We start from the raw sequence: 22,631 nt of genomic DNA on the forward strand, positions 1-22,631 counted from the left end.
CCGATTGCGAAAAAAAATTCAACCTGCTTGTATGGTTGTTTTACGAAAAGGAGCAGCAAATGGATTATCGCCAGTTAGGCCGCACCGATTTGCGCGTCAGCACCCTCTGCCTCGGCAGCATGACCTGGGGTGAACAGAACAGCGCTGACGAGGCATTCGCCCAGATCGAGCGCAGCAAGGCCCACGGCGTCAATTTCATCGACACTGCCGAGATGTACCCGGTGCCGCCGCGCGCCGATACCTACAGCAAGACCGAGCAGATCATCGGCGAGTACTTCAAACGACACGGTGATCGCGCCGACTGGGTGCTAGCGAGCAAGATCGCCGGCCCCGGCAACGGTATCGACTACATCCGTGGCGGCAACCTGAAATTCAACCGCAAACACCTGGTCGCCGCACTGGACGCTAGCCTGAAACGCCTGCAGACCGACTGGATCGACCTCTACCAACTGCACTGGCCAGAGCGCCCGAGCAACTTCTTCGGCCAGCTCGGCTATCGCCACCAGAACAACGAGTTCACCGCCCTGGAAGAAACCCTGGCGGTGCTCGACGAACAGGTAAGAGCCGGCAAGATCCGCCACATCGGCCTGTCCAACGAAACGCCCTGGGGCACCATGAAATTCCTCCAGCTGGCCGAAAGCCACGGCAAGCCGCGCGTGGCCTCGATCCAGAATCCCTACAACCTGCTCAACCGCAGCTTCGAGGTCGGCCTGGCGGAAGTCGCCATGCGCGAACAGTGCGGCCTGCTGGCATACTCACCGCTGGCGTTCGGCATGCTTTCCGGAAAATACGAGGGTGGCGCCCGTCCGGCCAACGCACGGCTCAGCCTGTTCAGCCGCTTTACCCGCTACACCAACTCGCAATCCGAGACGGCCTGCTCGCGCTATGTCGCCCTGGCCCGCGAACACGGCCTGGATCCGGCGCAAATGGCCCTGGCCTTCGTCACCGCCCAGCCGTTCGTGACCAGCAATATCATCGGCGCCACTACGATGGAGCAGCTGGAGGCCAACCTGATGAGCAGCGAACTGACTCTCGACGATGAACTGTTGGCCAGCATAGAGGCTATTCACCAGGCGCAACCCAACCCAGCCCCCTGAGCACTGCCGGAGCCAGGCGTAGGGCGTCTTACACACGCCCTACGCCCAGGCCCGCATCTACAACGAACGCGCAATGATTTCCTTCATGATCTCGTTGGTTCCAGCGTAGATGCGCTGCACCCGGGCATCGGCCCAGGCGCGCGCCACCGGGTATTCCCACATATAGCCGTAACCGCCATGCAACTGCACACACTCGTCGAGCACCTTGCACTGCAGGTCGGTGCCCCAGTACTTGAGCATCGCGGCGGTCGGCACATCCAGCTTGCCCTGCAGGTGTAATTCGAGACAACGATCGAGAAAGACCCGACCAATCTGAATTTCCGTGGCCATTTCCGCCAGCTTGAAGCGGGTGTTCTGGAAATCCGCGATGGCCTTGCCGAACGCCTTGCGCTCACGGGTGTAGTCCAGGGTCCACTGCAACGCCGCCTCGGCCGAGGCCAGGGCACCGATACCGACGGTCAGGCGCTCCTGAGGCAGTTCCTGCATCAGATAGGCGAAGCCCATACCTGCCTGACCCAGCAGGTTTTCCCTGGGCACACGCACATCCTGGAAGAACAACTCGGAGGTATCCTGGGCCTTCATGCCGACCTTTTCCAGGCGCTTGCCCCTGGAGAAGCCCGGCGTGGTCGCCTCGACCAGAAACAGGCTGGTGCCCTTGGCCCCGGCTTTCGGATCGGTCTTGGCCACCACGATGACCAGATCGGCCAGGTAGCCGTTGGTGATAAAGGTCTTGGAGCCGTTGATCACATAGTCGTCACCATCCAGCACCGCCGTGGTTTTCACCCCCTGCAGGTCGGAGCCGGCGCCTGGCTCGGTCATGGCGATGGCCGTGACCATTTCGCCGGACACCAGCCTGGGCAGGTATTTGTGCTTCAGCGCCTCTGAGCCGTAATGCAGGATGTAAGGCGCCACGATGTCGGAATGCAGGGAGAAACCGATCCCGGTCAGCCCCAGGCGGCCGACCTCCTCGATCACCACCGTACTGTAGAGAAAATCGGCAGCCATGCCGCCATACTCTTCCGGGATATGCGAGCAGAGCATTCCCGCCTCGCCCGCCTTGTTCCACAGCTGGCGATCGATATGCCCATCCTTTTCCCACTGCGCATGAAAGGGCACGGCTTCCTGCTCGAGAAACTTGCGCACGCTGTCGCGGAAGAGCTCATGGTCGGAGCTGAATAGGGTTCTGGGGATCATGCTGGCACCTAATAGCGAAGCGTCTGAAAGATGCCTCGACTTTAACCAAGCAAACGCTTGGTCGCACTGGACACAACCGCCAAAAAATAAGACGATCCAGCCAGACGATGACCACTTAGCCTTGATAAGAACCCTAATTATGCTTACTCAGCAGTCGCCGCCCTTGCGGCGCGTCAGTATCCTCGCCACCGAAGGGGTATTTGCCTCGACCCTGATGCAGGCCAAGGACTTTTTCCACATGGCCAGTCTGCGTTACGGCAAACAGCAAGGACTCGGCCTGACCGAGACCTTCGAGATTCGCCTGGTCAGCCCGGACGGCCAGCCGGTGCGCAGCTTCAGCAACGTCATGATCCCGGTTGACGGCGGCCTCGACGCCACCGATGTGATTATCCTGCCCACCTTCTGGGACGATTTCGACGCGCTCTGCCAGCACCACCCACAGGTACTCCGCTGGCTACAAGAGCGCCACGCAGGCGGCAGCGCAATCTGCGGCGAAGCCAAAGGGGTGTTCTGGATGGCCCAGGCCGGCTTGCTCGACGGCAAGGAAGCCACCACCTACTGGCGCTTCTTCCGCGAGTTCGCCGAGCGCTTCCCCAAGGTATTGCTCAACCAGGAGAAACACCTGTCGGACGCCGACAATCTGTACTGCGCCGGTGGCGTGACCTCGGCCTGCGACCTTTACATCTACCTGATTGAGCGTTATTGCGGCGCCAGCGTGGCCCAGGGCGTGGCCCGCGACATCCTCTACGAAGTACAGCGCAGCTACACCCCCGGCCGGATCGGCTTTGGCGGGCAGAAACTGCACCACGACCTGACCATCCTGCAGATCCAGCAATGGCTGGAAGAGCACTTCACCGACAAATTCCGCTTCGAGGACGTGGCCCGCGAGCACGGCATGAGTATCCGCAACTTCATGCGCCGGTTCCAGGCCGCCACTGGCGACAAACCCCTGCATTACCTGCAACGACTGCGCATCGAAACGGCGAAAAGCCTGCTCAGCGCCACGCGCAAGAGCATCAAGACCATCAGTTACGAAGTCGGCTACGACGACGCCAGCTTCTTCGCCCGCCTGTTCCGCCAACACACAGAGCTGTCACCCAACCTGTATCGCCGACAGTTCCAGCACAAGGACGCTCAGGTGTAAGTACGCCACAAGCGGACCAGGGCACCGCGGCGGCGCGGACAAGCCCATTGCCGGTCCTGAAGACGTGCCGCTTGCCGCGCAAATCTGTGGTTTACGGCTTATGCGGTCGCGACAGAAACTCATGGGACTGCATTTCGAGCAACCGGCTCAGGGTGCGCTGGAACTCGAAATTCAGGCGACCGCCCTTATAGAGGTCTTTCAACTCGACTTCGGCGGAAATGATCAGCTTGACGTTGCGATCGTAGAACTCGTCCACCAAATTGATGAAGCGCCGCGCCATATCGTCCGTATGCACGTCCATCTGTTCGACATTGGCCAGCAACACCGCGTGGAATATCTTGCCCAGCTCGATGTAATCGTTCTGACTGCGCGGACCGTCGCACAGCTCGCGAAACTCGAACCAACCTACGTCATCGCCGATCTTACGCGCGGTCAGGCTGCGGTTCTCGATCATCAAAGCCTCGTGCTCCTGCACCACACAGTGCTCGGGCAACAGGCTTCTGAAGCTCTTTTCCAGGCTCGCTTCGGCCGCCGCATCCAGCGGCCAATGAAACAGCTCGGCCTGCTCCAGCGCGCGTAGACGGTAATCGATACCGCTGTCGACGTTGACGATCTCGGTGTGTGCTTTCAGCAAGGCGATGGCCGGCAGAAAGCGCGCACGCTGCAAGCCATCCTTGTACAGGCCATCCGGCACTATGTTAGAGGTCGCCACCAGACTCACACCGTTCTTGAACAATTCCTCGAGCAGCGTGGCGAGGATCATCGCATCGGTGATGTCGGAGACGAAGAACTCGTCGAAGCAGATCACCCGCGCCTCGTCGGCAAAACGCTGGCCGATGATCACCAGCGGATTCTTCTCGCCTTTGAGGGTGCGCATTTCTTCATGCACGCGCTTCATGAAGCGGTGGAAGTGCGTGCGCACCTTGCGCTCGAACGGCAACGAATCGAAGAATGTATCGACCAGGTAGGTCTTGCCGCGACCCACCCCGCCCCAGAAGTACAGGCCCTTGACCGGCCCCTGCGGCTTTCTGCTGAACAGCTTGCCGAATACCCCGGACGTTCCCTTTTCAGCCGCGACCAAGTCGTCGTACAGCCGCTGCAGGTGACGCACCGCTGTTTCCTGGGCCGCATCGTGGAAAAATTCGGGCCGTTCGAGATCGGCCTGGTAGCGCGCAAGGGGAGTCATATTCGTTAGCCGGGCAAGTAAAACGGGGGCGTAACTTTAACGACGCCCCCGCAACTTGGCAATCGGCTAGCCTGGTGCCGAGCACGGAGAAAAGCCGCGCAGCCATGGTGAGCTGCGTCGGAGCGCACCTCAACGGGCAAAGCCCGCCCCGCTCGACAAGGCCTTATTCCTGCGGCGCCAGCGCCTCGCGCAAACGCTGGAGAGCCGCCCGGCAGGTGGTGACATCGGCAAACGCCGGGCTTTGCGCCACGCACTCACCGTCTAACCACACAGTAAAGCCGTCACTCTCTTCACGTAGATCCAGCGGCTGGCCCGACTGCAGGCGTTTGTTCACCTGCCCTGCAGACTTGCCGTCGGCAAACGGCTTGGACAGCAGCAGTTGCTCGCCAGCGGCGTCCAGCAGACGGAAGCGGAAGCTGCCGTCTTCGTCACGAAAGCTGACGAACCGCGCGCTCTTGCTCGCCTTCTTCTTGCCGCTCTCGGCACCGACGGACTGACTGCGGAAGGAACGCAGACCAACAGCCTCGCGCAACTCGCCAAGGAAGGGCGTGGCAATCTTGCGCGCCTTGGCCGCACCGGCCAGCAGGATATCTTCCAGCTCGGCGGGCTTTTCGATCAGGGCGTGATAACGCTCACGCGCCTCGCCCAACTCGGCCTCGAGCAGCTGAAACAATTGCTGCTTGGCTTCACCCCAGGCCAGCCCCTTGATCAGTTCGGCGCGAAAATCCGCCTGCTGGGTCGGTGCGGCGAAGGCCTGGTACAGGGTGAACAGATGGGAGCTATCCGGATCCTTGGGTTCACCGGGCAACCTGGAGTCGGTCACGATGCGCGCAATCGCATCCTTGAGCTGTTTGGCATTGCCGAACAGCGGAATGGTGTTGTCATAGCTCTTGCTCATCTTGCGCCCGTCCAGGCCCGGCAGAGTCGCTACATCTTCCTCGATCACCGCCTCGGGCAGGGTGAACAGCTCCTTACCCTGGCCGAACAGGTGGTTGAAGCGCTGGGCGATATCGCGAGCCATTTCCACGTGCTGGATCTGGTCGCGACCGACCGGCACCTTGTGCGCATTGAACATCAGAATGTCAGCAGCCATCAGCACCGGGTAGCTGAACAAGCCCATGGTGACACCGGCATCCGCGTCCTCGCCCTGCTCGACATTCTTGTCCACCGACGCCTTGTAGGCATGCGCGCGATTGAGCAGACCTTTACCCGCAACACAGCTGAGCAGCCAGCACAGCTCGGGGATCTCCGGAATATCGGACTGACGGTAGAAGGTCGCCCGGCTCACATCAAGACCGCAGGCCAGCCAGGTCGCCGCGATTTCCAGGCGCGAGCGCTGGATCCGCGCCGGATCATCACACTTGATCAGTGCGTGGTAATCGGCGAGAAAATAGAAGGAGTCCGCATCGGCTGCGCGACTGGCGACTATCGCCGGGCGGATGGCGCCGGCGTAGTTGCCGAGATGCGGGGTGCCGGTGGTGGTTATGCCGGTAAGGATACGAGTGGTCATGGCTATCGCTTATAAGGCTGCAATCAGTTCGAAAGGCGCGGCAGCAGCAGATCCTTGAGATCGGTCAGCTTGCCGTGAAAAAAGTGGCCGCATTCTGCCACTTTCAGCAGCTCATGGGCACGCCCCAAGCCGGCGGACCAAGCATAAACCGCCTGCGGATCGATCACTTCATCGGCCTCAGGCTGGATCAGCGTCAGCGGGCAGCGCTGCGCCAGCGGATTCTCGGCAGTCAGCCGGCTGACCGCTGGCGCCACCATGCATAAATGCGCTAGCTCCACGCCTTGATGTTCCAGGCGCCCACCGAGGCTGGCGGCGACAAAGCCACCGAAGGAAAAGCCCAGCAGGGTCAGGGGCAGCTGCGGGTAGTGCTTGCGCAGCCAATGGGCCACCGCCTCCGCGTCATCCACCTCGCCACTGTGCATGTCATGGCTACCGGCACTGGCGCCGACACCCCGATAATTGAAACGCAGGGTAGCCAGACCGGCATCACGGGCAGTGCGCTGCAGGGTCGAGACGACCTTGTTGAGCATGGTTCCACCCTGCGCCGGATTGGGGTGGCAGATCAGCGCAACGCCGCGCGCGTCGGCCACATCGAGAGACAGGGCTTCCAGCTGGCCGCAGGGGCCATCGATAAAAACAGGGGTTTCGCGGGTGAGCAACGGTGAACTCCGTGACCTCTTAGAGGGTCGACTCGTCTAGCTGACAGCCTGCGCCGCACACACTTCGGCATCGCATTGCGGTATACAGCGCAGGTTCCAGCCGTTAACGTAAAGCAAAGCCGTTTAGAGAGGAAGGACTCGTGGAACAGACGCTCACAGCCTGGTTGCTACCGGCCATCACCCTGGTAGCCGGCATCGCCATCGGCTTCCTGATTGCTCGCCTTGCGCCCAATGCAGCCCCCGGCCGCACACAACGCCAGTTGGACGAGATCCAGGAACGCTTCGACACCTACCAAAGCGAAGTGGTAACCCACTTCAACACCACTGCCAATCTGGTGAAGAAGCTCACCCAGAGCCATCAGGACGTGCAACAACACCTCTCCGAAGGGGCCAACCGCCTGGCACTCGACGAACTGACCCGCCAGCGCCTGCTCGCCAGCCTGCACGCAGAAGACGGCGGCAGCGAACGACGCGAGCGCTTGAAGCCTCCGGCGTCCCAGGAAATGCCCAAGGACTATGCGCCGAAAAGCGCCGATATACCGGGCATGCTCGACGAAAGCTACGGCCTGAAGAACAAACGCTGAGCGCACTCGGAGCCGGCTGACACTCACCCGGCCCAACAAAAAGCTCGGTACTGGTTGAGCTGCAACTCGCTGTTGCTACCTGCTGCATAGGCATGCGTTGCCCTGCACGAGTGGCCGGGGGGCGTTGCGCTTCAGCCGCGAAATCCACCCCTACAGAAAGACTATGGCGCCATAAGTGCTCACAACGGCTAATTGGCACATAGCTAACAAAAAGCCCCGCTCAAGAGCGGGGCTTTTTGTTAGGCGTACGATCCGTTAGATCGCGCCGCGCTCACGCAACAACGCCAACACCTGTCTGACGCTCTCTTCCAGCGACAGGCTCTGGGTGTCGATTACCAGGTCGGCATCCAGCGGCACGTCATAGGGGAATGACAGACCGGGGATATTGTCGCCAGCCGCCGCGTACAAGCCCTGAGGGTCACGCTCGGCACAGACCTGCGGAGAAGCCTGCACATAGACGGTAATCAACCGCTCGGCACCGAGCAGCGCCTTGGCCTGTTCACGGCCTTCGGCATCCGGCGCAACGAAAGCCGCCAGGGTCAGCAGGCCGGCCTCGTTGAACTGACGCGCCACATGGGCGGCACGACCCCAGTTCTCAGTACGTCCGGTGCGATCCTGCGGCAAGCCCTTGTTCAGGTCATGCCGCAGGTTCTGGCCATCGAGCACATAGACCGCGCGGCCTATGTCGAACAGCTTGCGCTCCACGGCGTAGGCCAGGGTGCTCTTGCCGGCGCCGGACAGGCCGCTGAACAGCACGGTGGCCGGCTGTTGGCCGAAGCGCGCGGCGCGCTCTTCGGTCGACACGTGAGCCAGCTTGCCGTGATGACCATCGGCACGTTGCACACCGACCGGCTCGGCGATGATCATGCCGGCACCCACGGTGCCGTTGGTCAATCGATCGATAATGATAAAAGAGCCGGTGGTGCGGTTGTGCGCATAGCCGTCCAGGGCGATGGGCGCATCCAGGGCCACTCGCACCTGACCGATCTCGTTCAGGTGCAAGCTGCTCGCCGGACCATGCTCCAGGGTGTTCACATCGACCCGGTGGGTGATGCTGGCAATCGAGGCCGGCACATAGCTGGTGGCACGTTTGATGTCGTATTTCTTGCCCGGCAGCATCGGCTCTTCGGCCATCCACACCAGCATGGCGTCGAAGCTGTCGACCACCTGCGGGCGGTTGTCGGCATGCACCAGCATGTCGCCACGCGACACGTCGATCTCGTCTTCCAGGGTCAGGGTAATCGCCTGGCCTGGACCGGCATGCTCCAGTTCGCCGTCATAGGTGACGATGGACTTGACCTTGCTGCCCTTGCCGGACGGCAACACCACCACCTCGTCGCCCTTGCGCACGATGCCGCTGGCCAGGGTGCCGGCGAAGCCGCGGAAGTTCAGATTGGGACGATTGACGTACTGCACCGGGAAACGCAGGTCGGTGAAATTGCGGTCACCGGCGACTTCCACGGTTTCGAGGATTTCCATCAGTGACTGACCGTCATACCAAGGCGAACGCTCGCTCTTGTTGACTACGTTGTCGCCCTTGAGCGCCGACATCGGCACGAAGTGCAGCGAGCTCGGCTTGAGCGCGATACCTTCGGCGAACTTCAGGTAATCGGCCTTGATCTGCTCGAATACGCCCTGATCGAAGTCCTTCAGGTCCATCTTGTTGATGGCCACGACTATGTGCTTGATACCCAGCAGCGAGGCGATGAAGCTGTGCCGCTTGGTCTGGGTCTGCACGCCATAACGGGCATCGATCAAGATGATCGCCAAGTCGCAGGTGGAGGCGCCGGTGGCCATGTTACGGGTGTACTGCTCATGGCCGGGGGTATCGGCAATGATGAACTTGCGCCTGGTGGTACTGAAATAGCGGTAGGCCACATCGATGGTGATGCCTTGCTCGCGCTCGGCCTGCAGGCCGTCGACCAGCAGCGCCAGATCCACTTCTTCACCGGTGGTGCCGGACTTCTTCGAGTCACGGGTGATGGCTTCCATATGATCTTCGTAGATCATCTTGGAATCATGGAGCAGACGGCCGATCAGGGTACTTTTGCCGTCGTCGACGTTGCCGCAGGTGAGAAAGCGCAGCAAATCCTTGCGTTCGTGCTGGGCCAGGTAGGCGAGGATGTCCTCGCTGATCAGATCGGATTGGTGCGACATATCAAAAGTACCCCTGACGTTTTTTCTCTTCCATGGAGCCTGCACCATCGTGGTCGATGACCCGGCCCTGGCGCTCGGAAGTACGGGCCAGGAGCATTTCCTGAATGATGTCGGTCAAGGTAGTCGCAGTGGACTCCACCGCGCCGGTCAGCGGATAGCAGCCGAGGGTGCGGAAACGCACCATCTTCTTGGTGATGCGGGCTTTCTCTTCATCGCTCAGGTGCTCGAGGATGCGTTCGTCGTCGATCATGATCAACGTACCGTCTTTCTCGATCACTTCGCGCTCGGCGGCGAAGTACAGCGGCACTATCGGGATCTGTTCCAGGTAGATGTACTGCCAGATGTCCAGTTCGGTCCAGTTGGACAGCGGGAACACGCGGATCGACTCGCCCTTTTTGACGTTGCCGTTGTACACATCCCACAGCTCGGGGCGCTGATTTTTCGGGTCCCAGCGGTGCTTGCTGTCACGGAAGGAGTACACGCGTTCCTTGGCCCGGGACTTTTCTTCGTCACGCCGCGCGCCACCGAAGGCCGCATCGAAACCGTATTTATCCAGTGCCTGCTTGAGGCCCTCGGTCTTCATCACGTCGGTGTGCTTGGCACTGCCGTAGGTGAAGGGGTTCATGTCCTGCGCCACGCCATCCGGATTGGTGTGGGTGATCAGGTCCAGGCCATACTCGCTGACCATCTTCTCGCGGAAGCTGTACATCTCCTGAAATTTCCAGCGAGTGTCGATGTGCATCACCGGGAACGGCAGCTTGCCGGGAAAGAACGCCTTGCGTGCCAGGTGCAGCATCACGGCGGAGTCTTTACCGATGGAATAGAGCATTACCGGGTTATCGAATTCGGCGGCCACTTCACGAATGATGTGGATACTTTCCGCCTCCAGCTGTTTCAGGTGGGTCAGTTTATCGAGCATGGTTACTCACGATTTGCAGTGTGATTGGGCCGGAGGGCCGTGGACGATGGCGCACTCTAGCACAGCATCCGCTTCTAATCAGGAGGCTAACTAGATCAAAACGATCTAGCTTTATACCCGCTGATTCGGCCATCCACGGACATCAGATTGGATTGGGACAGTCGATAAACAGGTGTTCGATGGCAAACCGACGCGCCAGGTAATCACCCAGCGCCTGCACGCCATACCGCTCGGTGGCATGGTGGCCCGCGGCGATAAAGCTGATGCCGTTCTCGCGCGCGCTGTGAAAGGTTTGCTCGGAGGCTTCGCCGGTCAGGTAGAGGTCAACGCCGGCCGCGATGGCCTGGTCGATATAGCCCTGACCGCCACCGGTGCACCAACCGATCCGGCGAACCACTGCCGCGCCTTCAATCAACAAGGGCTCACGGCCGAGCACTTCCTGCACCCGCCGGGCGAAATCGCGCGGACTCATGGGCTCGCGCAAAGAGCCAAGCAAGCCAATCGTGCGCGGATCATCCGGGTCGAGCGGCCCCTCGACGGTAATATCGAGCTGGGCGGCCAGCTGCACGTTATTGCCGACCTCCGGGTGCAGGTCAAGCGGCAGGTGATAGGCCAGCAAGCTGATATCGTTGCTCAGCAGGGTTTTCAAGCGGCGCTGCTTCATTCCGGTGATACACGGGTTTTCGCCCTTCCAGAAATAGCCGTGGTGCACCAGCAGCACATCGGCCTCAGCCTCCACCGCAGCATCGACCAAGGCCTGACTGGCGGTTACGCCGCTGACGATACGCCGCACCTGGGGCCGCCCTTCGATTTGCAAACCATTCGGGCAGTAGTCACTGATCCGAGCGGCATTCAAGTAGCGCTGTGCTTCTTCCACCAGGGTGGTCAAGGCAATAGCCATATGGATTCCTCACCGGCTGTTACAGGCCGCTGCCTTATTGGCAATCGCCCCTCTATAATGGCGCACCTTAAGGGGCATATCAGTCCCCGGCAACCTTCAGGATTTCATCGATGTTCAAGGCCCTGCGTTTTCTCGGCTGGCCCCTGCTGGTCGGAGTGCTATTGGCACTGCTGATCATCCAGTACTTCCCACAATGGGTTGGCCTGCCCACCCAGGATGTGCAACTACGCCAGGCGCCTGTCTATGGCTCCGCGCAGGAAGGTCCGGTGTCCTATGCCGATGCGGTGGGCACCGCCTCGCCAGCCGTAGCCAACCTCTACACCGCTAAGTTCGTCAACAAGCCGACTCACCCCATGTTCGAGGACGAGCAATTTCGCAAGTTCTTTGGCGACAACCTGCCCAAGCAGCGGCGTATGGAATCCAGCCTCGGCTCGGCGGTGATCATGAGCACCGAAGGCTACCTGCTGACCAATAACCACGTGGTGACTGGCGCCGACCAGATAGTGGTGGCCTTGCGCGATGGCCGCGAAACCCTGGCGCGGATAATCGGCAGCGATCCGGAAACCGACCTCGCCGTGCTGAAAATAGATTTGCCTGACCTTCCAGCGATCACCCTCGGTCGCTCGGACAATATCAGGATCGGCGACGTCACCCTGGCCATCGGCAACCCTTTCGGCGTCGGCCAGACCGTGACCATGGGCATCATCAGCGCCACCGGGCGCAACCAGTTGGGCCTCAACACCTACGAAGACTTCATCCAGACCGATGCGGCGATCAACCCGGGTAACTCGGGCGGCGCGCTGGTCGATGCCCACGGCAACCTGGTCGGGATCAACACCGCGATCTTCTCCAAGTCAGGTGGCTCGCAAGGCATTGGTTTCGCCATCCCGGTGAAACTGGCGCTGGAAGTGATGCAGGCGATCATCGAGCAAGGCCAGGTGATTCGCGGCTGGCTGGGCATTGAAGTGCAACCGCTGACCCCGGAGCTGGCGGAGTCCTTCGGCCTAGAAGGTCGCCCGGGCATCGTCGTCGCCGGCATCTACCGTGATGGCCCGGCGCAGAAGGCCGGCCTGCAACCCGGCGACCTGATCCTCAATATCGACGGCGAAGCAGCCAGTGACGGCCGCCGCTCGATGAACCAGGTAGCCCGCACCAAGCCCGGCGGAAAGATCCGCATCGAGATCCTGCGCAACGGCGAACGACAGGAACTGAGCGCCGAAATAGGCGTACGCCCGCCCGTGAAGGAAGGTTGACAGTCCTCCTGCCGCGCAGTTTATCCCGCGGCGTGGCAACCTCTAATCTGCAGCCTGTTCGCCTCGTTGAGATGCAACGCGAATAGGCCGACCGCCCGATCCTCCTGCGCAGGGCGGGCTTTAGCCCACCAGCCAGGCTGGCCGCCCCGGTGAGCGAAGGCGGATTGCCGCCCAGCCCTCCCTACCGTCGGTTACAGGCTTGCAAGCGCATCCAGCAACGCTTGGTTTTGCTCCGGCGCGCCAATGCTGATGCGCAGGAACTGGGCGATTCGCGCCTGTTTGAAGTGGCGCACGATCACCCCCTGCTCACGCAAGCCGGCCGCCAAGGTCGCCGCATCCTTGTGCGGGTGACGGGCGAAGACGAAATTCGCCGCCGAGGGCAACACCTCGAAGCCCAGTGCCTGCAGGCCGGCCACCGTAGTTTCACGACTCTCGATGACCTGCTGACAGGTCGCCTCGAAGTACTCGCGATCGTCGAAGGCCGCCGCCGCGCCGGCAATCGCGATGCGATCCAGGGGATAGGAGTTGAAGCTGTTCTTGATCCGCTCCAGCGCCTCGATCAGATCCGGGTGACCCACCGCCAGACCGACGCGCAGGCCAGCCAGAGAGCGCGACTTGGACAAGGTCTGGGTCACCAGCAGGTTCGGGTACTGGTCGACCAGACTGATCGCTGTGGCACCGCCGAAATCGATATAGGCCTCGTCGACCAGCACCACGCTGTCGGGATTGGCCTTGAGCACTTGCTCGATGGCCTCCAGGGCCAACAGGCAGCCGGTCGGCGCATTGGGGTTGGGGAAGACGATGCCGCCATTGGGCCGAGCGTAGTCCTCGAGCCGAATCTGGAACTGCTCGTCCAGCGCGATCACCTCCGGGGTGATGCCATAGAGGCCGCAGTAGACCGGGTAGAAGCTGTAGCTGATATCCGGGAACAGCAACGGCTTGTCGTGCTGAAACAGGCCATGGAAGGCATGTGCCAGGACCTCGTCGGAACCGTTGCCGACGAACACCTGATCGAGCCGCACAGCGTAATAGTCGGCCACGGCCTGCTTCAGGCGCTCGCCATTGGGGTCCGGGTACAGACGCAGGTTGTCGTTGAGTTCGGCCTGCATCGCGGCAATCGCCTTGGGCGACGGGCCGTAAGGGTTTTCATTGGTATTGAGTTTGACCAGCTTGGCCAGTTTCGGCTGTTCACCCGGCACATAGGGCACCAGGTCCTTGACGAAGGGGCTCCAGAATTTGCTCATCTGCCCTTCTCTCCTCGAATTTGTTGCGTTGGCGATGGGTATCGCTGCGCTCAACCCATCCTACGGTGGCGTCGTTAGCCCTTGATGCGGTACTCGGCACTGCGCGCGTGGGCGGTCAGCGACTCGCCACGGGCCAGCACCGAAGCGGTCTTGCCCAGTTCCGACGCACCGGCAGCCGAACACTGGATGATCGAGGAACGCTTCTGGAAGTCGTATACCCCCAGCGGCGAGGAGAAGCGCGCGGTGCCGGAGGTCGGCAGCACGTGGTTCGGCCCGGCGCAGTAGTCGCCCAGCGCCTCGGCGGTGTAGCGGCCCATGAAGATCGCGCCGGCATGACGGATCTGCGCTAGATACTGCTCGGGCTCGGCGACGGACAACTCCAGGTGTTCCGGGGCAATGCGGTTGGCCACCTCGATGGCCTGGGCCATGTCGAGCACCTGGATCAACGCGCCGCGGGCCTCGAGGGAGGTGCGGATGATCTCGGCACGTTCCATGGTCGGCAGCAGCCTGGCGATGCTCTCGGCCACGCGATCGAGAAAGGCCGCATCCGGGCTGACCAGGATCGATTGCGCGTCCTCGTCGTGCTCGGCCTGGGAGAACAGGTCCATGGCGATCCAGTCCGGGTCGGTCTGGCCGTCACAGACCACCAGAATTTCCGACGGCCCGGCAATCATGTCGATACCGACCTTGCCAAATACGTGGCGCTTGGCGGTAGCCACATAGATGTTGCCAGGGCCGACGATCTTGTCCACCGGCGGCACGCTCTCGGTGCCATAGGCCAATGCCGCCACGGCCTGGGCACCGCCGATGGTGAACACCCGGTCGACCCCGGCGATGCAGGCCGCGGCCAGCACCAGCTCGTTGATCTCGCCACGCGGGGTCGGTACCACCATCACCACTTCCGGCACGCCGGCGACCTTGGCCGGAATGGCGTTCATCAGCACCGAGGACGGATAGGAGGCCTTGCCGCCCGGCACATAGAGGCCAGCACGATCCAGCGGGGTGATTTTCTGGCCGAGCACGGTGCCGTCGGCCTCGGTGTAGCTCCAGGAATCCTGCACCTGCTTCTCGTGGTAGCTGCGCACGCGCTCGGCGGCAAGTTCCAGCGCCTGGCGCTGCGCCGGGGTGATACGGGTCAGGGCCAACTCCAGACGCTCGCGCGGCAGGATCAGGTCGGCCATCGAGGCGACTTCGAGACCGTCGAACTTCTGGGTGAACTCGACCAATGCCGCGTCGCCACGCTCGCGCACGGCCTTGATGATCTCCAGCACACGCTGGTTGACCGCATCATCCGAGACACTTTCCCAGCTGAGCAGATGATCCAGATGACGAGCAAAGTCCTGGTCGGCAGCGTTGAGTCGGCGGATGGCGATAGCAGCAGTCATAGCGGGCCTCATGATTGGCAAATGCTCGGGCGTCGACAGGCTACCAAGCCCACCGCATGGACGCCCGAGATAATTGGCTATGACATGGATAGGCGGCCGAAAATCGCTCCTGCATATTCGGCATTTCCGCCGTCCTTGGCGGTCACGCGGCGCAATGCCGCAAAGGTATTAGCTGGGGTGTCGTGCCTCTACGGCTTCGCGCAGGGTATCGATCAGTTCCTGGATGCGCGCGTGCTGCATCCTCATCGAAGCCTTGTTGACGATCAGCCGCGAACTGATGTGGGCGATCAGCTCCTGGGCTTCCAGGCCGTTAGCGCGCAGGGTATTGCCGGTATCGACCACGTCGATGATCTTGTCGGCCAGCCCCACCAGCGGCGCCAACTCCATCGAGCCGTAAAGCTTGATGATATCGACCTGACGACCCTGCTCGGCGTAGTAACGCTTGGCCACGTTGACGAACTTGGTGGCCACCCGCAGCCGGCCTTTCGGCTCGGGCGCGCCAACGGCACCGGCGGTCATCAGCTTGCACAGCGCAATGCGCAGATCCAGCGGCTCATACAGGCCCTGGCCGCCGTACTCGAGCAACACGTCCTTGCCGGCCACGCCGAGATCCGCGGCACCATGCTCGACATAGGTCGGCACATCGGTGGCGCGCACGATCAGCAGACGCACATCCGCCTGGGTGGTGGGGATGATCAGCTTGCGGCTTTTATCCGGATTCTCGGTCGGCACAATGCCTGCAGCGGCGAGCAGCGGCAGGGTGTCGTCGAGGATGCGGCCTTTGGACAGCGCAATCGTCAGCATGAAGCAAATTTCCTTTGGAACTGGACCAGACCAGCCCTTGCGGACTGGCTATGGGACATCGCCGCGCTCAGCAACAACCTAACCCGGCACACGGCGAATTTTAGCGCCGAGCATCTGTAGTTTTTCCTCGATGCACTCGTAACCACGGTCGATGTGGTAAATGCGGTCGATCAGGGTGTCGCCGTCGGCGACCAGTGCGGCGATGACCAGGCTGGCCGAGGCACGCAGGTCGGTGGCCATGACCGGGGCGCCCTTGAGCTTCTCGACGCCAGTGACGATGGCGGTATTGCCCTCGACCATGATCTGCGCACCCATGCGGGTCATTTCATAGACGTGCATGAAGCGGTTCTCGAACACGGTCTCGATCACCGTGCCGGTACCTTCGGCAATCGCGTTGAGGGCAATGAACTGCGCCTGCATGTCGGTGGGGAACGCCGGATAGGGCGCGGTACGCAGGTTGACGGCTTTCGGCCGCTTGCCTTTCATGTCCAGTTCAATCCAGTCGGCACCGGTGGTGACTTCCGCACCGGCTTCCTGCAGCTTGGACAGTACCGCTTCCAGGGCGGTGGGATCGGTATCTTTCAGTTTGACCCGGCCGCCAGTCGCCGCTGCCGCCACCAGGTAGGTGCCGGTTTCGATACGGTCGGGCATTACACTGAAACGGGCACCGCCGAGACGCTCGACGCCATCGATGGTGATGGTGTCGGTGCCGGCACCGGAAATCTTCGCCCCCATGGCGATCAGGCAGTTAGCCAGATCCACCACTTCCGGCTCGCGCGCGGCGTTTTCCAGCACGCTGCGGCCTTTGGCCAGAGTCGCGGCCATCATGATGTTTTCAGTACCGGTCACGCTCACGGTATCGAAGAAGAAGTGCGCACCGCGCAGACCGCCCTCGGGCGCCTTGGCCTTGATATAGCCAGCTTCCACATTGATGATCGCGCCCATCGCTTCGAGGCCGCGGATGTGCAGGTCGACCGGCCGCGAACCAATGGCGCAACCGCCAGGCAGGGCGACTTCGGCCTCACCGAAACGTGCCACCAGCGGCCCGAGCACCAGGATCGAGGCGCGCATGGTCTTGACCAGCTCGTAGGGCGCGATCAGCGTCTTGATCGCCCGCGCGTCGACTTCAACACTGAGTTTCTCGTCGATGATCGGCTCGATGCCCATGCGCCCGAACAACTCGATCATGGTGGTGATGTCGTGCAAGTGCGGCAGGTTGCAGATGGTCACCGGCGCATCGCCGAGCAGGGTGGCGGCAAGAATCGGCAGGGCGGAGTTCTTCGCCCCGGAAATGCGGATCTCGCCATTCAGGCGCACACCGCCGGTAATAATCAGTTTGTCCATGACTCTCTCGATTTAGGAGCGCGCGGCCCAATCGGCACGGCTGAAGAATTTCATGCTCACCGCATGGATACTGCCATCGGCAATCCACGGATTGAGGTGAGCGTAGACCTGCTGTTGACGCTTGACCGGGCCCAGGCCAGCCAACTCATCACTAATCAGGTTCAGCTGGAAGTTACAGCCTTCGCCTTCAACTTCCACCTGGGTGTCCGGCAGTTTGGCCTCCAGGAGGCTTTTCACTTCTAAGGCCTGCATGCTCAACCTCGATCAACACATTGATTAACGACAGCAGAGTCTTGGGAGCTGGAGGGCTTTTCCGCAGTAGCACAGCGACAAGCCCGACAGACTACAAAGCTCGCGGTCGCGCATCATACAAAAAAAGCCACGCGCCTGCGAACCCCGCACGGAGGTTGTCCCGACCGCGAGCCGGGCTCAGGCTTCCAGCGGCAGCACATCCAGCAGCCCGGAGACACTGGCGATCTCGCGCATCTCCTCGGGCAAACTGCGCACCACCAGGCTTTTACCTGCAACCTGGGCATCACGCATGAACGCCAGCAACAGCGACAGACCCACGCTGCTGGACTTCTCCACAGACGCGCAGTCGATCACGCAGCGGGCCGCCTGACTGGCGGCAATCAGCCGTCCGCCCTGCTCGCGCAAGGCCGGGCCACCGAGATAATCGAGCACGCCAGAGAGCTGAAACAGTCCGGACGATTGTTCGACGATGGCAGCCTTGCTCACGACTCACCCGCAGACTGACGGGCCTTGGCTACGGTATTGGCCCAGCTGTCGATGACCTTGTCCAGGTCATTACCGTGGTTCTGCATGGACTGGGCGAACTGATCGCGGAACAGCTTGCCGACGTTGATGCCATTGATGATCAGGTTGCGCATCTTCCAGCCGTCATCCTGCTTGACCATGGTGTAGGACAGCGGGTAAAGGGTGCCATTACCGTCCTTGATCTCCATGTGCACCGAAGCGCGCTGCGGACTCTGCTTGCCGCTGGATGGCAGCACGCGAATATCCTGATTGTTGTATTCGAGCAGGGCGTTGCCATAAAACTGCATCAGACTGCGCTTGAAGTTTTCCTGAAAGCGCTGCATCTGCTCAGGCGTGGCTTGGCGCGAGTAGCGCACGGTCATCACCCCGCGGGAAATGCCGTCAACATCCACCACCGGACCGAGAATATCGTTCAGCGATGCATAAAAAGCCGCTGGATCGCTGCGGTATTTGTCTTTATTGACCTTCAGGTCTTCCAGCAGCGTGGTCGTGGTTTGCTCCACCACCTGATGGGCACTCGGCGCGGCGACAGCCAGCAGCGGCATGGCCGCCAGCAGAGCGAACAGACTGTTACGCAGGGTCTTGAGCATAGTGGGAGCCCTCATTAATTAGCCTCGTCTTTATTGACCGAGTTGAGCAGGAATTTACCGATCAGGTCCTCCAGCACCAACGACGACTGGGTGTCGTAGATGATACCGCCATCGACGAGCACCTCCTCATCACCGCCAACGCTGATACCGATGTACTTCTCACCGAGCAAACCGGCGGTCAGGATCGAAGCAGTCGAATCGGTGGGCAGGTTGTCCACGCTGTCATCCAGCAAGAGGGTGACGCGCCCGGTGTAGCTGTCGCGATCCAGATCGATTGCGGTCACTTTACCGATGGTCACCCCGGCCATGGTCACCTTGGACCGTATCGTTAGACCGGCAATATTCTCAAAGTGCGCATAGACCTTGTAAGTATCGCTGCTACCTACCGTCAGACCACTGACGCGCAACGCCAGCAGCAGCAGGGCCAATAACCCGGCCAACAGGAACAGGCCGACACCAATCTCCAGTGTGCGGTTTTGCATCAGAAGTCTCCAAACATCAAAGTGGTCAGAATAAAGTCCAGCCCCAACACGGCGAGCGAGGCGTAAACCACTGTTTTTGTGGTGGCGCGACTGATGCCTTCCGAGGTCGGCTCACAGTCATAGCCCTGAAAAACGGCAATCCAGGTAACGACAAAGCCAAAAACGATGCTTTTGATCACACCATTGAGCACGTCTTCACGAAACGAAACACTGTTCTGCATGTTGGCCCAGAACGAACCCTCATAAACGCCGAGCCAGTCGACGGCGACCATCGCCCCCCCCAGATACCGACCACGCTGAAAATCACCGCGAGCAACGGCATCGAGATGAAACCGGCCCACAGACGCGGCGCAACAATGTACTTGAGCGGATCGACACCGATCATTTCCAGGCTGGACAATTGCTCGGTGGATTTCATGTTGCCGATTTCCGCTGTCAATGCGGATCCCGCGCGCCCAGCGAACAACAAGGCGGTGACCACCGGACCGAGTTCGCGCAACAAGGTCAGGGCGACCATCTGCCCAACCGCCTGTTCCGAACCGTAGTCAGACAGGATATTGAAACCCTGCAACGACAAGACCATGCCGATAAAAACCCCCGACACGACGATGATCGCCAGGGACATCACGCCGACCGAGTACAACTGCTTTATCAGCAACTGCAGCGGACTGCCGGCAGAACTGCGACCGAACAGCGCACGCACCAGAAACACCGTCGCACGCCCAAGCGTGGCAACCACATCGATGCCGGCGCGACCAAACAGACGGATCCGTTCGAGCGTAGATGTCTTGTGCATCAGTGCCCCCCCAATAAATCGTCGCGGTAGTCTGCCGCCGGAAAGTGGAACGGCACCGGCCCGTCTGGAATGCCTTGCATGAACTGGCGAACGCGAGGGTCATCCGAGTTCATCAACTCATCCGGCGTGCCCTGACCGAGCACCCTGGTGTCGCCCACCAGGTAGATGTAATCGGCAATGCTGGCGGTTTCCGCCAGGTCGTGGGACACCACGATGCTGGTAATACCCAAGGCATCGCTGAGCAAACGAATCAAGCGCACCAGCACACCCATGGCAATCGGATCCTGGCCAACGAAAGGCTCGTCGTACATCAGTATCTGGGGATCGAGGGCAATCGCCCGCGCCAGCGCTACGCGGCGCTTCATGCCACCGGACAGCTCATCCGGCATCAATTCCAGCGCACCGCGCAGACCCACGGCCTGCAGCTTCATCAGGACAATGTCACGGATCATTTCGTCAGGCAGCTGGGTGTGCACACGCAGCGGAAAGGCGACGTTCTCGAACACATCCAGGTCAGTGAATAGCGCGCCGCTCTGGAACAGCACGCCCATCTGCTTGCGCATGTCGAACAGCTCGCTGCGCGAGAGGTTCGGCAAGTTCAGCCCATTGACCCACACCTCCCCCTTGCTCGGCCTGAGCTGCGCACCGATCAGGCGCAACAGCGTGGTCTTGCCACAGCCGGAAGGCCCCATGATGCCGGTGACCTTGCCACGCGGGATGCGAATGTCTATATCTTTGAAAATGTCCCGGTCGCCCCGCTGAAAACTGAGGTTTTTCAGCTCGACCGCATATTGCTGCTCGGCACTCATCTCGACTCCTTGGATGCAGCCTCCCTGACAGACGCCCGCCAGCGCTGCGAAGACACTGCAGTTGCCGGACCGGCCGAAAATGGCCGGGCACTATAACATTGCCGAATTAGCCTGCCCAAGATCGAACATTTGTTTACAAACCGCCGAGCACATGATCGAACACGTGCCTGCACGCGACCGCGAAAAGCGCTCAAGCCCGGCCACCGAACGATTCAAAGGTGAGTGCGCGAAACTTTCCCGCTATAATCGCCGCCTTTTACTCGATATGCCTATAAAGACGCCATGAGCCAGTCCAACGAGCTGATCAAGTCCGCACAACGCACCATTCGCCTGGAACTCGAGGCGATTGAAGAACTGCTGCCACGTATCGACAGCAATTTTATTCGCGCCTGCGAACTCATTCTGGCCAGCAAGGGCCGCGTGGTGGTGGTCGGTATGGGCAAGTCAGGGCATATCGGCCACAAGATTGCCGCCACCCTGGCCAGCACCGGCACCACCGCATTTTTCGTGCATCCGGCCGAAGCCAGCCATGGCGACATGGGCATGATCACCCGCGACGACGTAGTGCTGGCCCTGTCCAACTCGGGCTCGACGGCGGAAATCATCACCCTGCTGCCGCTGATCAAGCGCCTCGGCATCACCCTGATCAGCATGACCGGCAACCCGGACTCGCCGCTGGCCAAGGCCGCCGAAGTCAACCTGGACGCCCGCGTATCCCAGGAAGCCTGCCCACTCAACCTGGCGCCGACCTCCTCCACCACCGCCTCCCTGGTCCTCGGCGACGCCCTGGCCATTGCCCTACTGGAAGCCCGCGGCTTTACCGCCGAAGATTTTGCCTTCTCCCACCCCGGCGGCGCCCTTGGCCGACGCCTGCTGCTGAAAGTGGAGAACGTCATGCATGCCGGTTCCAGCCTGCCTAGCGTGCAGCGTGGCACCTCGCTGCGTGACGCCCTGCTGGAGATGACGCAGAAAGGCCTGGGCATGACCGTAGTAGTCGAGGGCGACGGACGCCTGGCCGGCGTCTTCACCGATGGCGATCTGCGCCGCACCCTGGATCGCGGCATCGATGTGCGCCAGTCGAGGATCGATGACGTGATGACCGTGCACGGCAAAACCGCCCGCGCGGAGATGCTCGCCGCCGAAGCACTGAAAATCATGGAAGACCACAAGATCAGCGGACTGGTAGTGGTCGACAGCGACGACCGCCCGGTCGGCGCCCTGAATATGCACGACCTGCTACGCGCCGGAGTAATGTGATGCCCCCTGATGTGATCAACCCTGACCTGCAACAACGCGCCCAGGCAGTCAAACTGGCGATTTTCGATGTCGACGGCGTGCTCACCGACGGCAAGCTCTACTTCCTGGTCGACGGTAGCGAGTTCAAGACGTTCAACACCCTCGACGGCCACGGCATCAAGATGCTGATCGCTTCGGGCGTGCGCACCGCCATAATCAGCGGACGCACGACTCCGGTAGTCGAACGCCGGGCAAAAAATCTGGGCATCCAGCACCTGTACCAGGGCCGCGAAGACAAGCTTGTGGTACTCGACGAGCTTCTTGGCGAACTCGGCCTAAGCTATGAGCAAGTCGCCTATTTGGGTGACGACCTGCCGGACCTGCCGGTGATCCGTCGGGTTGGCCTGGGCATGGCGGTCGCCAGCGCAGACGCGTTTGTGCGCGAGCATGCCCAGGGCGTGACCCAGGCCCGCGGCGGCGAAGGCGCAGCCCGCGAATTCTGCGAGCTGATCATGCGCGCCCAAGGCAGCCTCGACGCCGCCCAAGCCGCCTACCTGTAG

The 22,631-nt window shown here is 61.2% G+C and carries 22 protein-coding genes and 1 pseudogene; 6 read left to right on the forward strand and 17 right to left on the reverse strand.

The window, feature by feature from the left end; genetic code table 11:
• Window positions 1-59 precede the first annotated feature (59 nt).
• Window positions 60-1,097, forward strand: a complete 1,038-nt coding sequence (locus tag B2D37_RS13175) for an NADP(H)-dependent aldo-keto reductase (RefSeq protein ID WP_079204979.1) — start codon at window positions 60-62, stop codon at window positions 1,095-1,097.
• Between the two features lie 57 nt (window positions 1,098-1,154).
• Here B2D37_RS13175 and B2D37_RS13180 read toward each other — a convergent pair whose 3' ends face one another.
• The gene (locus B2D37_RS13180) at window positions 1,155-2,291 is read right to left on the reverse strand and encodes an acyl-CoA dehydrogenase family protein (protein ID WP_079203114.1); all 1,137 of its coding nucleotides are present in this window, start codon (window positions 2,289-2,291) and stop codon (window positions 1,155-1,157) included.
• 238 nt (window positions 2,292-2,529) lie between these two features.
• On the opposite strand from B2D37_RS13180, the gene B2D37_RS13185 reads away from it, so the two are divergent.
• A complete protein-coding gene (locus B2D37_RS13185) occupies window positions 2,530-3,435 on the forward strand; it encodes a GlxA family transcriptional regulator (RefSeq protein ID WP_177345286.1) in 906 nt (301 codons plus the stop codon).
• Window positions 3,436-3,526: 91 nt separating this feature from the next.
• Here B2D37_RS13185 and zapE read toward each other — a convergent pair whose 3' ends face one another.
• The 3 genes from zapE to B2D37_RS13200 all read right to left on the reverse strand — a co-directional run bounded on the left by zapE (window position 3,527) and on the right by B2D37_RS13200 (window position 6,790).
• Window positions 3,527-4,621, reverse strand: a complete 1,095-nt coding sequence (zapE, locus tag B2D37_RS13190) for a cell division protein ZapE (RefSeq protein ID WP_079203116.1) — start codon at window positions 4,619-4,621, stop codon at window positions 3,527-3,529.
• A 163-nt stretch (window positions 4,622-4,784) separates the two neighbouring features.
• Window positions 4,785-6,131, reverse strand: coding sequence for a tryptophan--tRNA ligase (locus B2D37_RS13195; RefSeq protein ID WP_079203117.1), 1,347 nt, complete (start codon window positions 6,129-6,131; stop codon window positions 4,785-4,787).
• 23 nt (window positions 6,132-6,154) lie between these two features.
• Entirely contained in the window at window positions 6,155-6,790 is a 636-nt protein-coding gene (locus tag B2D37_RS13200) for an alpha/beta hydrolase (protein ID WP_079203118.1), read from the reverse strand.
• Between the two features lie 140 nt (window positions 6,791-6,930).
• On the opposite strand from B2D37_RS13200, the gene B2D37_RS13205 reads away from it, so the two are divergent.
• Window positions 6,931-7,374 carry a YhcB family protein gene (locus tag B2D37_RS13205; RefSeq protein WP_079203119.1) on the forward strand — a complete coding sequence of 148 codons (444 nt, stop codon included), beginning with the start codon at window positions 6,931-6,933 and terminating at the stop codon, window positions 7,372-7,374.
• 255 nt (window positions 7,375-7,629) lie between these two features.
• Here B2D37_RS13205 and cysN read toward each other — a convergent pair whose 3' ends face one another.
• The 3 genes from cysN to B2D37_RS13220 all read right to left on the reverse strand — a co-directional run bounded on the left by cysN (window position 7,630) and on the right by B2D37_RS13220 (window position 11,351).
• Window positions 7,630-9,531 (reverse strand): sulfate adenylyltransferase subunit CysN, encoded by a 1,902-nt coding sequence (cysN, locus tag B2D37_RS13210; protein ID WP_079203120.1) that lies wholly within the window; start codon window positions 9,529-9,531, stop codon window positions 7,630-7,632.
• A 1-nt stretch (window position 9,532) separates the two neighbouring features.
• Window positions 9,533-10,450, reverse strand: coding sequence for a sulfate adenylyltransferase subunit CysD (cysD, locus tag B2D37_RS13215; RefSeq protein ID WP_079203121.1), 918 nt, complete (start codon window positions 10,448-10,450; stop codon window positions 9,533-9,535).
• Window positions 10,451-10,592: 142 nt separating this feature from the next.
• Complete coding sequence (locus tag B2D37_RS13220) at window positions 10,593-11,351, reverse strand: Nif3-like dinuclear metal center hexameric protein (protein ID WP_079203122.1); 759 nt, start codon at window positions 11,349-11,351, stop codon at window positions 10,593-10,595.
• Window positions 11,352-11,461: 110 nt separating this feature from the next.
• On the opposite strand from B2D37_RS13220, the gene algW reads away from it, so the two are divergent.
• On the forward strand, window positions 11,462-12,604 hold the full coding sequence (algW, locus tag B2D37_RS13225) for a Do family serine endopeptidase AlgW (protein WP_079203123.1): 1,143 nt from the start codon (window positions 11,462-11,464) through the stop codon (window positions 12,602-12,604).
• A 191-nt stretch (window positions 12,605-12,795) separates the two neighbouring features.
• On the opposite strand, the gene hisC is transcribed toward algW, so the two are convergent.
• The 10 genes and pseudogenes from hisC to B2D37_RS13275 form a co-directional block, all read right to left on the reverse strand.
• The gene (gene hisC, locus B2D37_RS13230) at window positions 12,796-13,848 is read right to left on the reverse strand and encodes a histidinol-phosphate transaminase (protein WP_079203124.1); all 1,053 of its coding nucleotides are present in this window, start codon (window positions 13,846-13,848) and stop codon (window positions 12,796-12,798) included.
• Between the two features lie 74 nt (window positions 13,849-13,922).
• The gene (hisD, locus tag B2D37_RS13235) at window positions 13,923-15,233 is read right to left on the reverse strand and encodes a histidinol dehydrogenase (protein ID WP_079203125.1); all 1,311 of its coding nucleotides are present in this window, start codon (window positions 15,231-15,233) and stop codon (window positions 13,923-13,925) included.
• 168 nt (window positions 15,234-15,401) lie between these two features.
• Complete coding sequence (gene hisG, locus B2D37_RS13240; RefSeq protein WP_079203126.1) at window positions 15,402-16,037, reverse strand: ATP phosphoribosyltransferase; 636 nt, start codon at window positions 16,035-16,037, stop codon at window positions 15,402-15,404.
• A 78-nt stretch (window positions 16,038-16,115) separates the two neighbouring features.
• Complete coding sequence (gene murA, locus B2D37_RS13245; protein ID WP_079203127.1) at window positions 16,116-17,381, reverse strand: UDP-N-acetylglucosamine 1-carboxyvinyltransferase; 1,266 nt, start codon at window positions 17,379-17,381, stop codon at window positions 16,116-16,118.
• Between the two features lie 12 nt (window positions 17,382-17,393).
• Complete coding sequence (locus tag B2D37_RS13250) at window positions 17,394-17,633, reverse strand: BolA family protein (protein WP_079203128.1); 240 nt, start codon at window positions 17,631-17,633, stop codon at window positions 17,394-17,396.
• Between the two features lie 177 nt (window positions 17,634-17,810).
• On the reverse strand, window positions 17,811-18,119 hold the full coding sequence (locus B2D37_RS13255) for a lipid asymmetry maintenance protein MlaB (RefSeq protein WP_079203129.1): 309 nt from the start codon (window positions 18,117-18,119) through the stop codon (window positions 17,811-17,813).
• A complete protein-coding gene (locus B2D37_RS13260; protein ID WP_079203130.1) occupies window positions 18,116-18,748 on the reverse strand; it encodes a phospholipid-binding protein MlaC in 633 nt (210 codons plus the stop codon). The genes B2D37_RS13255 and B2D37_RS13260 overlap by 4 nt, the downstream gene beginning before the upstream one ends.
• A gap of 14 nt (window positions 18,749-18,762) precedes the next feature.
• Window positions 18,763-19,230, reverse strand: coding sequence for an outer membrane lipid asymmetry maintenance protein MlaD (mlaD, locus tag B2D37_RS13265; protein ID WP_079203131.1), 468 nt, complete (start codon window positions 19,228-19,230; stop codon window positions 18,763-18,765).
• Window positions 19,230-20,026 (reverse strand): annotated as a pseudogene (gene mlaE / locus B2D37_RS13270) (lipid asymmetry maintenance ABC transporter permease subunit MlaE). Before mlaE ends, mlaD begins: the two are co-directional and overlap by 1 nt.
• Window positions 20,026-20,835 carry an ATP-binding cassette domain-containing protein gene (locus tag B2D37_RS13275; RefSeq protein ID WP_079203132.1) on the reverse strand — a complete coding sequence of 270 codons (810 nt, stop codon included), beginning with the start codon at window positions 20,833-20,835 and terminating at the stop codon, window positions 20,026-20,028. The pseudogene mlaE and the gene B2D37_RS13275 overlap by 1 nt, the downstream one beginning before the upstream one ends.
• A gap of 282 nt (window positions 20,836-21,117) precedes the next feature.
• Between B2D37_RS13275 and B2D37_RS13280 the strand changes: the two genes are divergently transcribed.
• Both B2D37_RS13280 and B2D37_RS13285 read left to right on the forward strand, forming a co-directional pair.
• Window positions 21,118-22,092, forward strand: coding sequence for a KpsF/GutQ family sugar-phosphate isomerase (locus B2D37_RS13280; RefSeq protein ID WP_079203133.1), 975 nt, complete (start codon window positions 21,118-21,120; stop codon window positions 22,090-22,092).
• Window positions 22,092-22,631 carry an HAD family hydrolase gene (locus B2D37_RS13285; protein WP_079203134.1) on the forward strand — a complete coding sequence of 180 codons (540 nt, stop codon included), beginning with the start codon at window positions 22,092-22,094 and terminating at the stop codon, window positions 22,629-22,631. The genes B2D37_RS13280 and B2D37_RS13285 overlap by 1 nt, the downstream gene beginning before the upstream one ends.

It is taken from the genome of Pseudomonas sp. CC6-YY-74, assembly GCF_002025205.1.
Taxonomy (GTDB): domain Bacteria; phylum Pseudomonadota; class Gammaproteobacteria; order Pseudomonadales; family Pseudomonadaceae; genus Aquipseudomonas; species Aquipseudomonas paeninsulae.

Bases quoted from the DNA above. Each gene is read 5' to 3' on its own strand.
- B2D37_RS13175 (WP_079204979.1), top strand. From the start codon at position 60: ATGGATTATCGCCAGTTAGGCCGCACCGATTTGCGCGTCAGCACCCTC.
- B2D37_RS13180 (WP_079203114.1), bottom strand. From the start codon at position 2,291: ATGATCCCCAGAACCCTATTCAGCTCCGACCATGAGCTCTTCCGCGAC.
- B2D37_RS13185 (WP_177345286.1), top strand. From the start codon at position 2,530: ATGGCCAGTCTGCGTTACGGCAAACAGCAAGGACTCGGCCTGACCGAG.
- zapE (WP_079203116.1), bottom strand. From the start codon at position 4,621: ATGACTCCCCTTGCGCGCTACCAGGCCGATCTCGAACGGCCCGAATTT.
- B2D37_RS13195 (WP_079203117.1), bottom strand. From the start codon at position 6,131: ATGACCACTCGTATCCTTACCGGCATAACCACCACCGGCACCCCGCAT.
- cysN (WP_079203120.1), bottom strand. From the start codon at position 9,531: ATGTCGCACCAATCCGATCTGATCAGCGAGGACATCCTCGCCTACCTG.
- cysD (WP_079203121.1), bottom strand. From the start codon at position 10,450: ATGCTCGATAAACTGACCCACCTGAAACAGCTGGAGGCGGAAAGTATC.
- B2D37_RS13220 (WP_079203122.1), bottom strand. From the start codon at position 11,351: ATGGCTATTGCCTTGACCACCCTGGTGGAAGAAGCACAGCGCTACTTG.
- algW (WP_079203123.1), top strand. From the start codon at position 11,462: ATGTTCAAGGCCCTGCGTTTTCTCGGCTGGCCCCTGCTGGTCGGAGTG.
- hisC (WP_079203124.1), bottom strand. From the start codon at position 13,848: ATGAGCAAATTCTGGAGCCCCTTCGTCAAGGACCTGGTGCCCTATGTG.
- hisD (WP_079203125.1), bottom strand. From the start codon at position 15,233: ATGACTGCTGCTATCGCCATCCGCCGACTCAACGCTGCCGACCAGGAC.
- hisG (WP_079203126.1), bottom strand. From the start codon at position 16,037: ATGCTGACGATTGCGCTGTCCAAAGGCCGCATCCTCGACGACACCCTG.
- murA (WP_079203127.1), bottom strand. From the start codon at position 17,381: ATGGACAAACTGATTATTACCGGCGGTGTGCGCCTGAATGGCGAGATC.
- B2D37_RS13250 (WP_079203128.1), bottom strand. From the start codon at position 17,633: ATGCAGGCCTTAGAAGTGAAAAGCCTCCTGGAGGCCAAACTGCCGGAC.
- B2D37_RS13260 (WP_079203130.1), bottom strand. From the start codon at position 18,748: ATGCTCAAGACCCTGCGTAACAGTCTGTTCGCTCTGCTGGCGGCCATG.
- mlaD (WP_079203131.1), bottom strand. From the start codon at position 19,230: ATGCAAAACCGCACACTGGAGATTGGTGTCGGCCTGTTCCTGTTGGCC.
- B2D37_RS13275 (WP_079203132.1), bottom strand. From the start codon at position 20,835: ATGAGTGCCGAGCAGCAATATGCGGTCGAGCTGAAAAACCTCAGTTTT.
- B2D37_RS13280 (WP_079203133.1), top strand. From the start codon at position 21,118: ATGAGCCAGTCCAACGAGCTGATCAAGTCCGCACAACGCACCATTCGC.
- B2D37_RS13285 (WP_079203134.1), top strand. From the start codon at position 22,092: ATGCCCCCTGATGTGATCAACCCTGACCTGCAACAACGCGCCCAGGCA.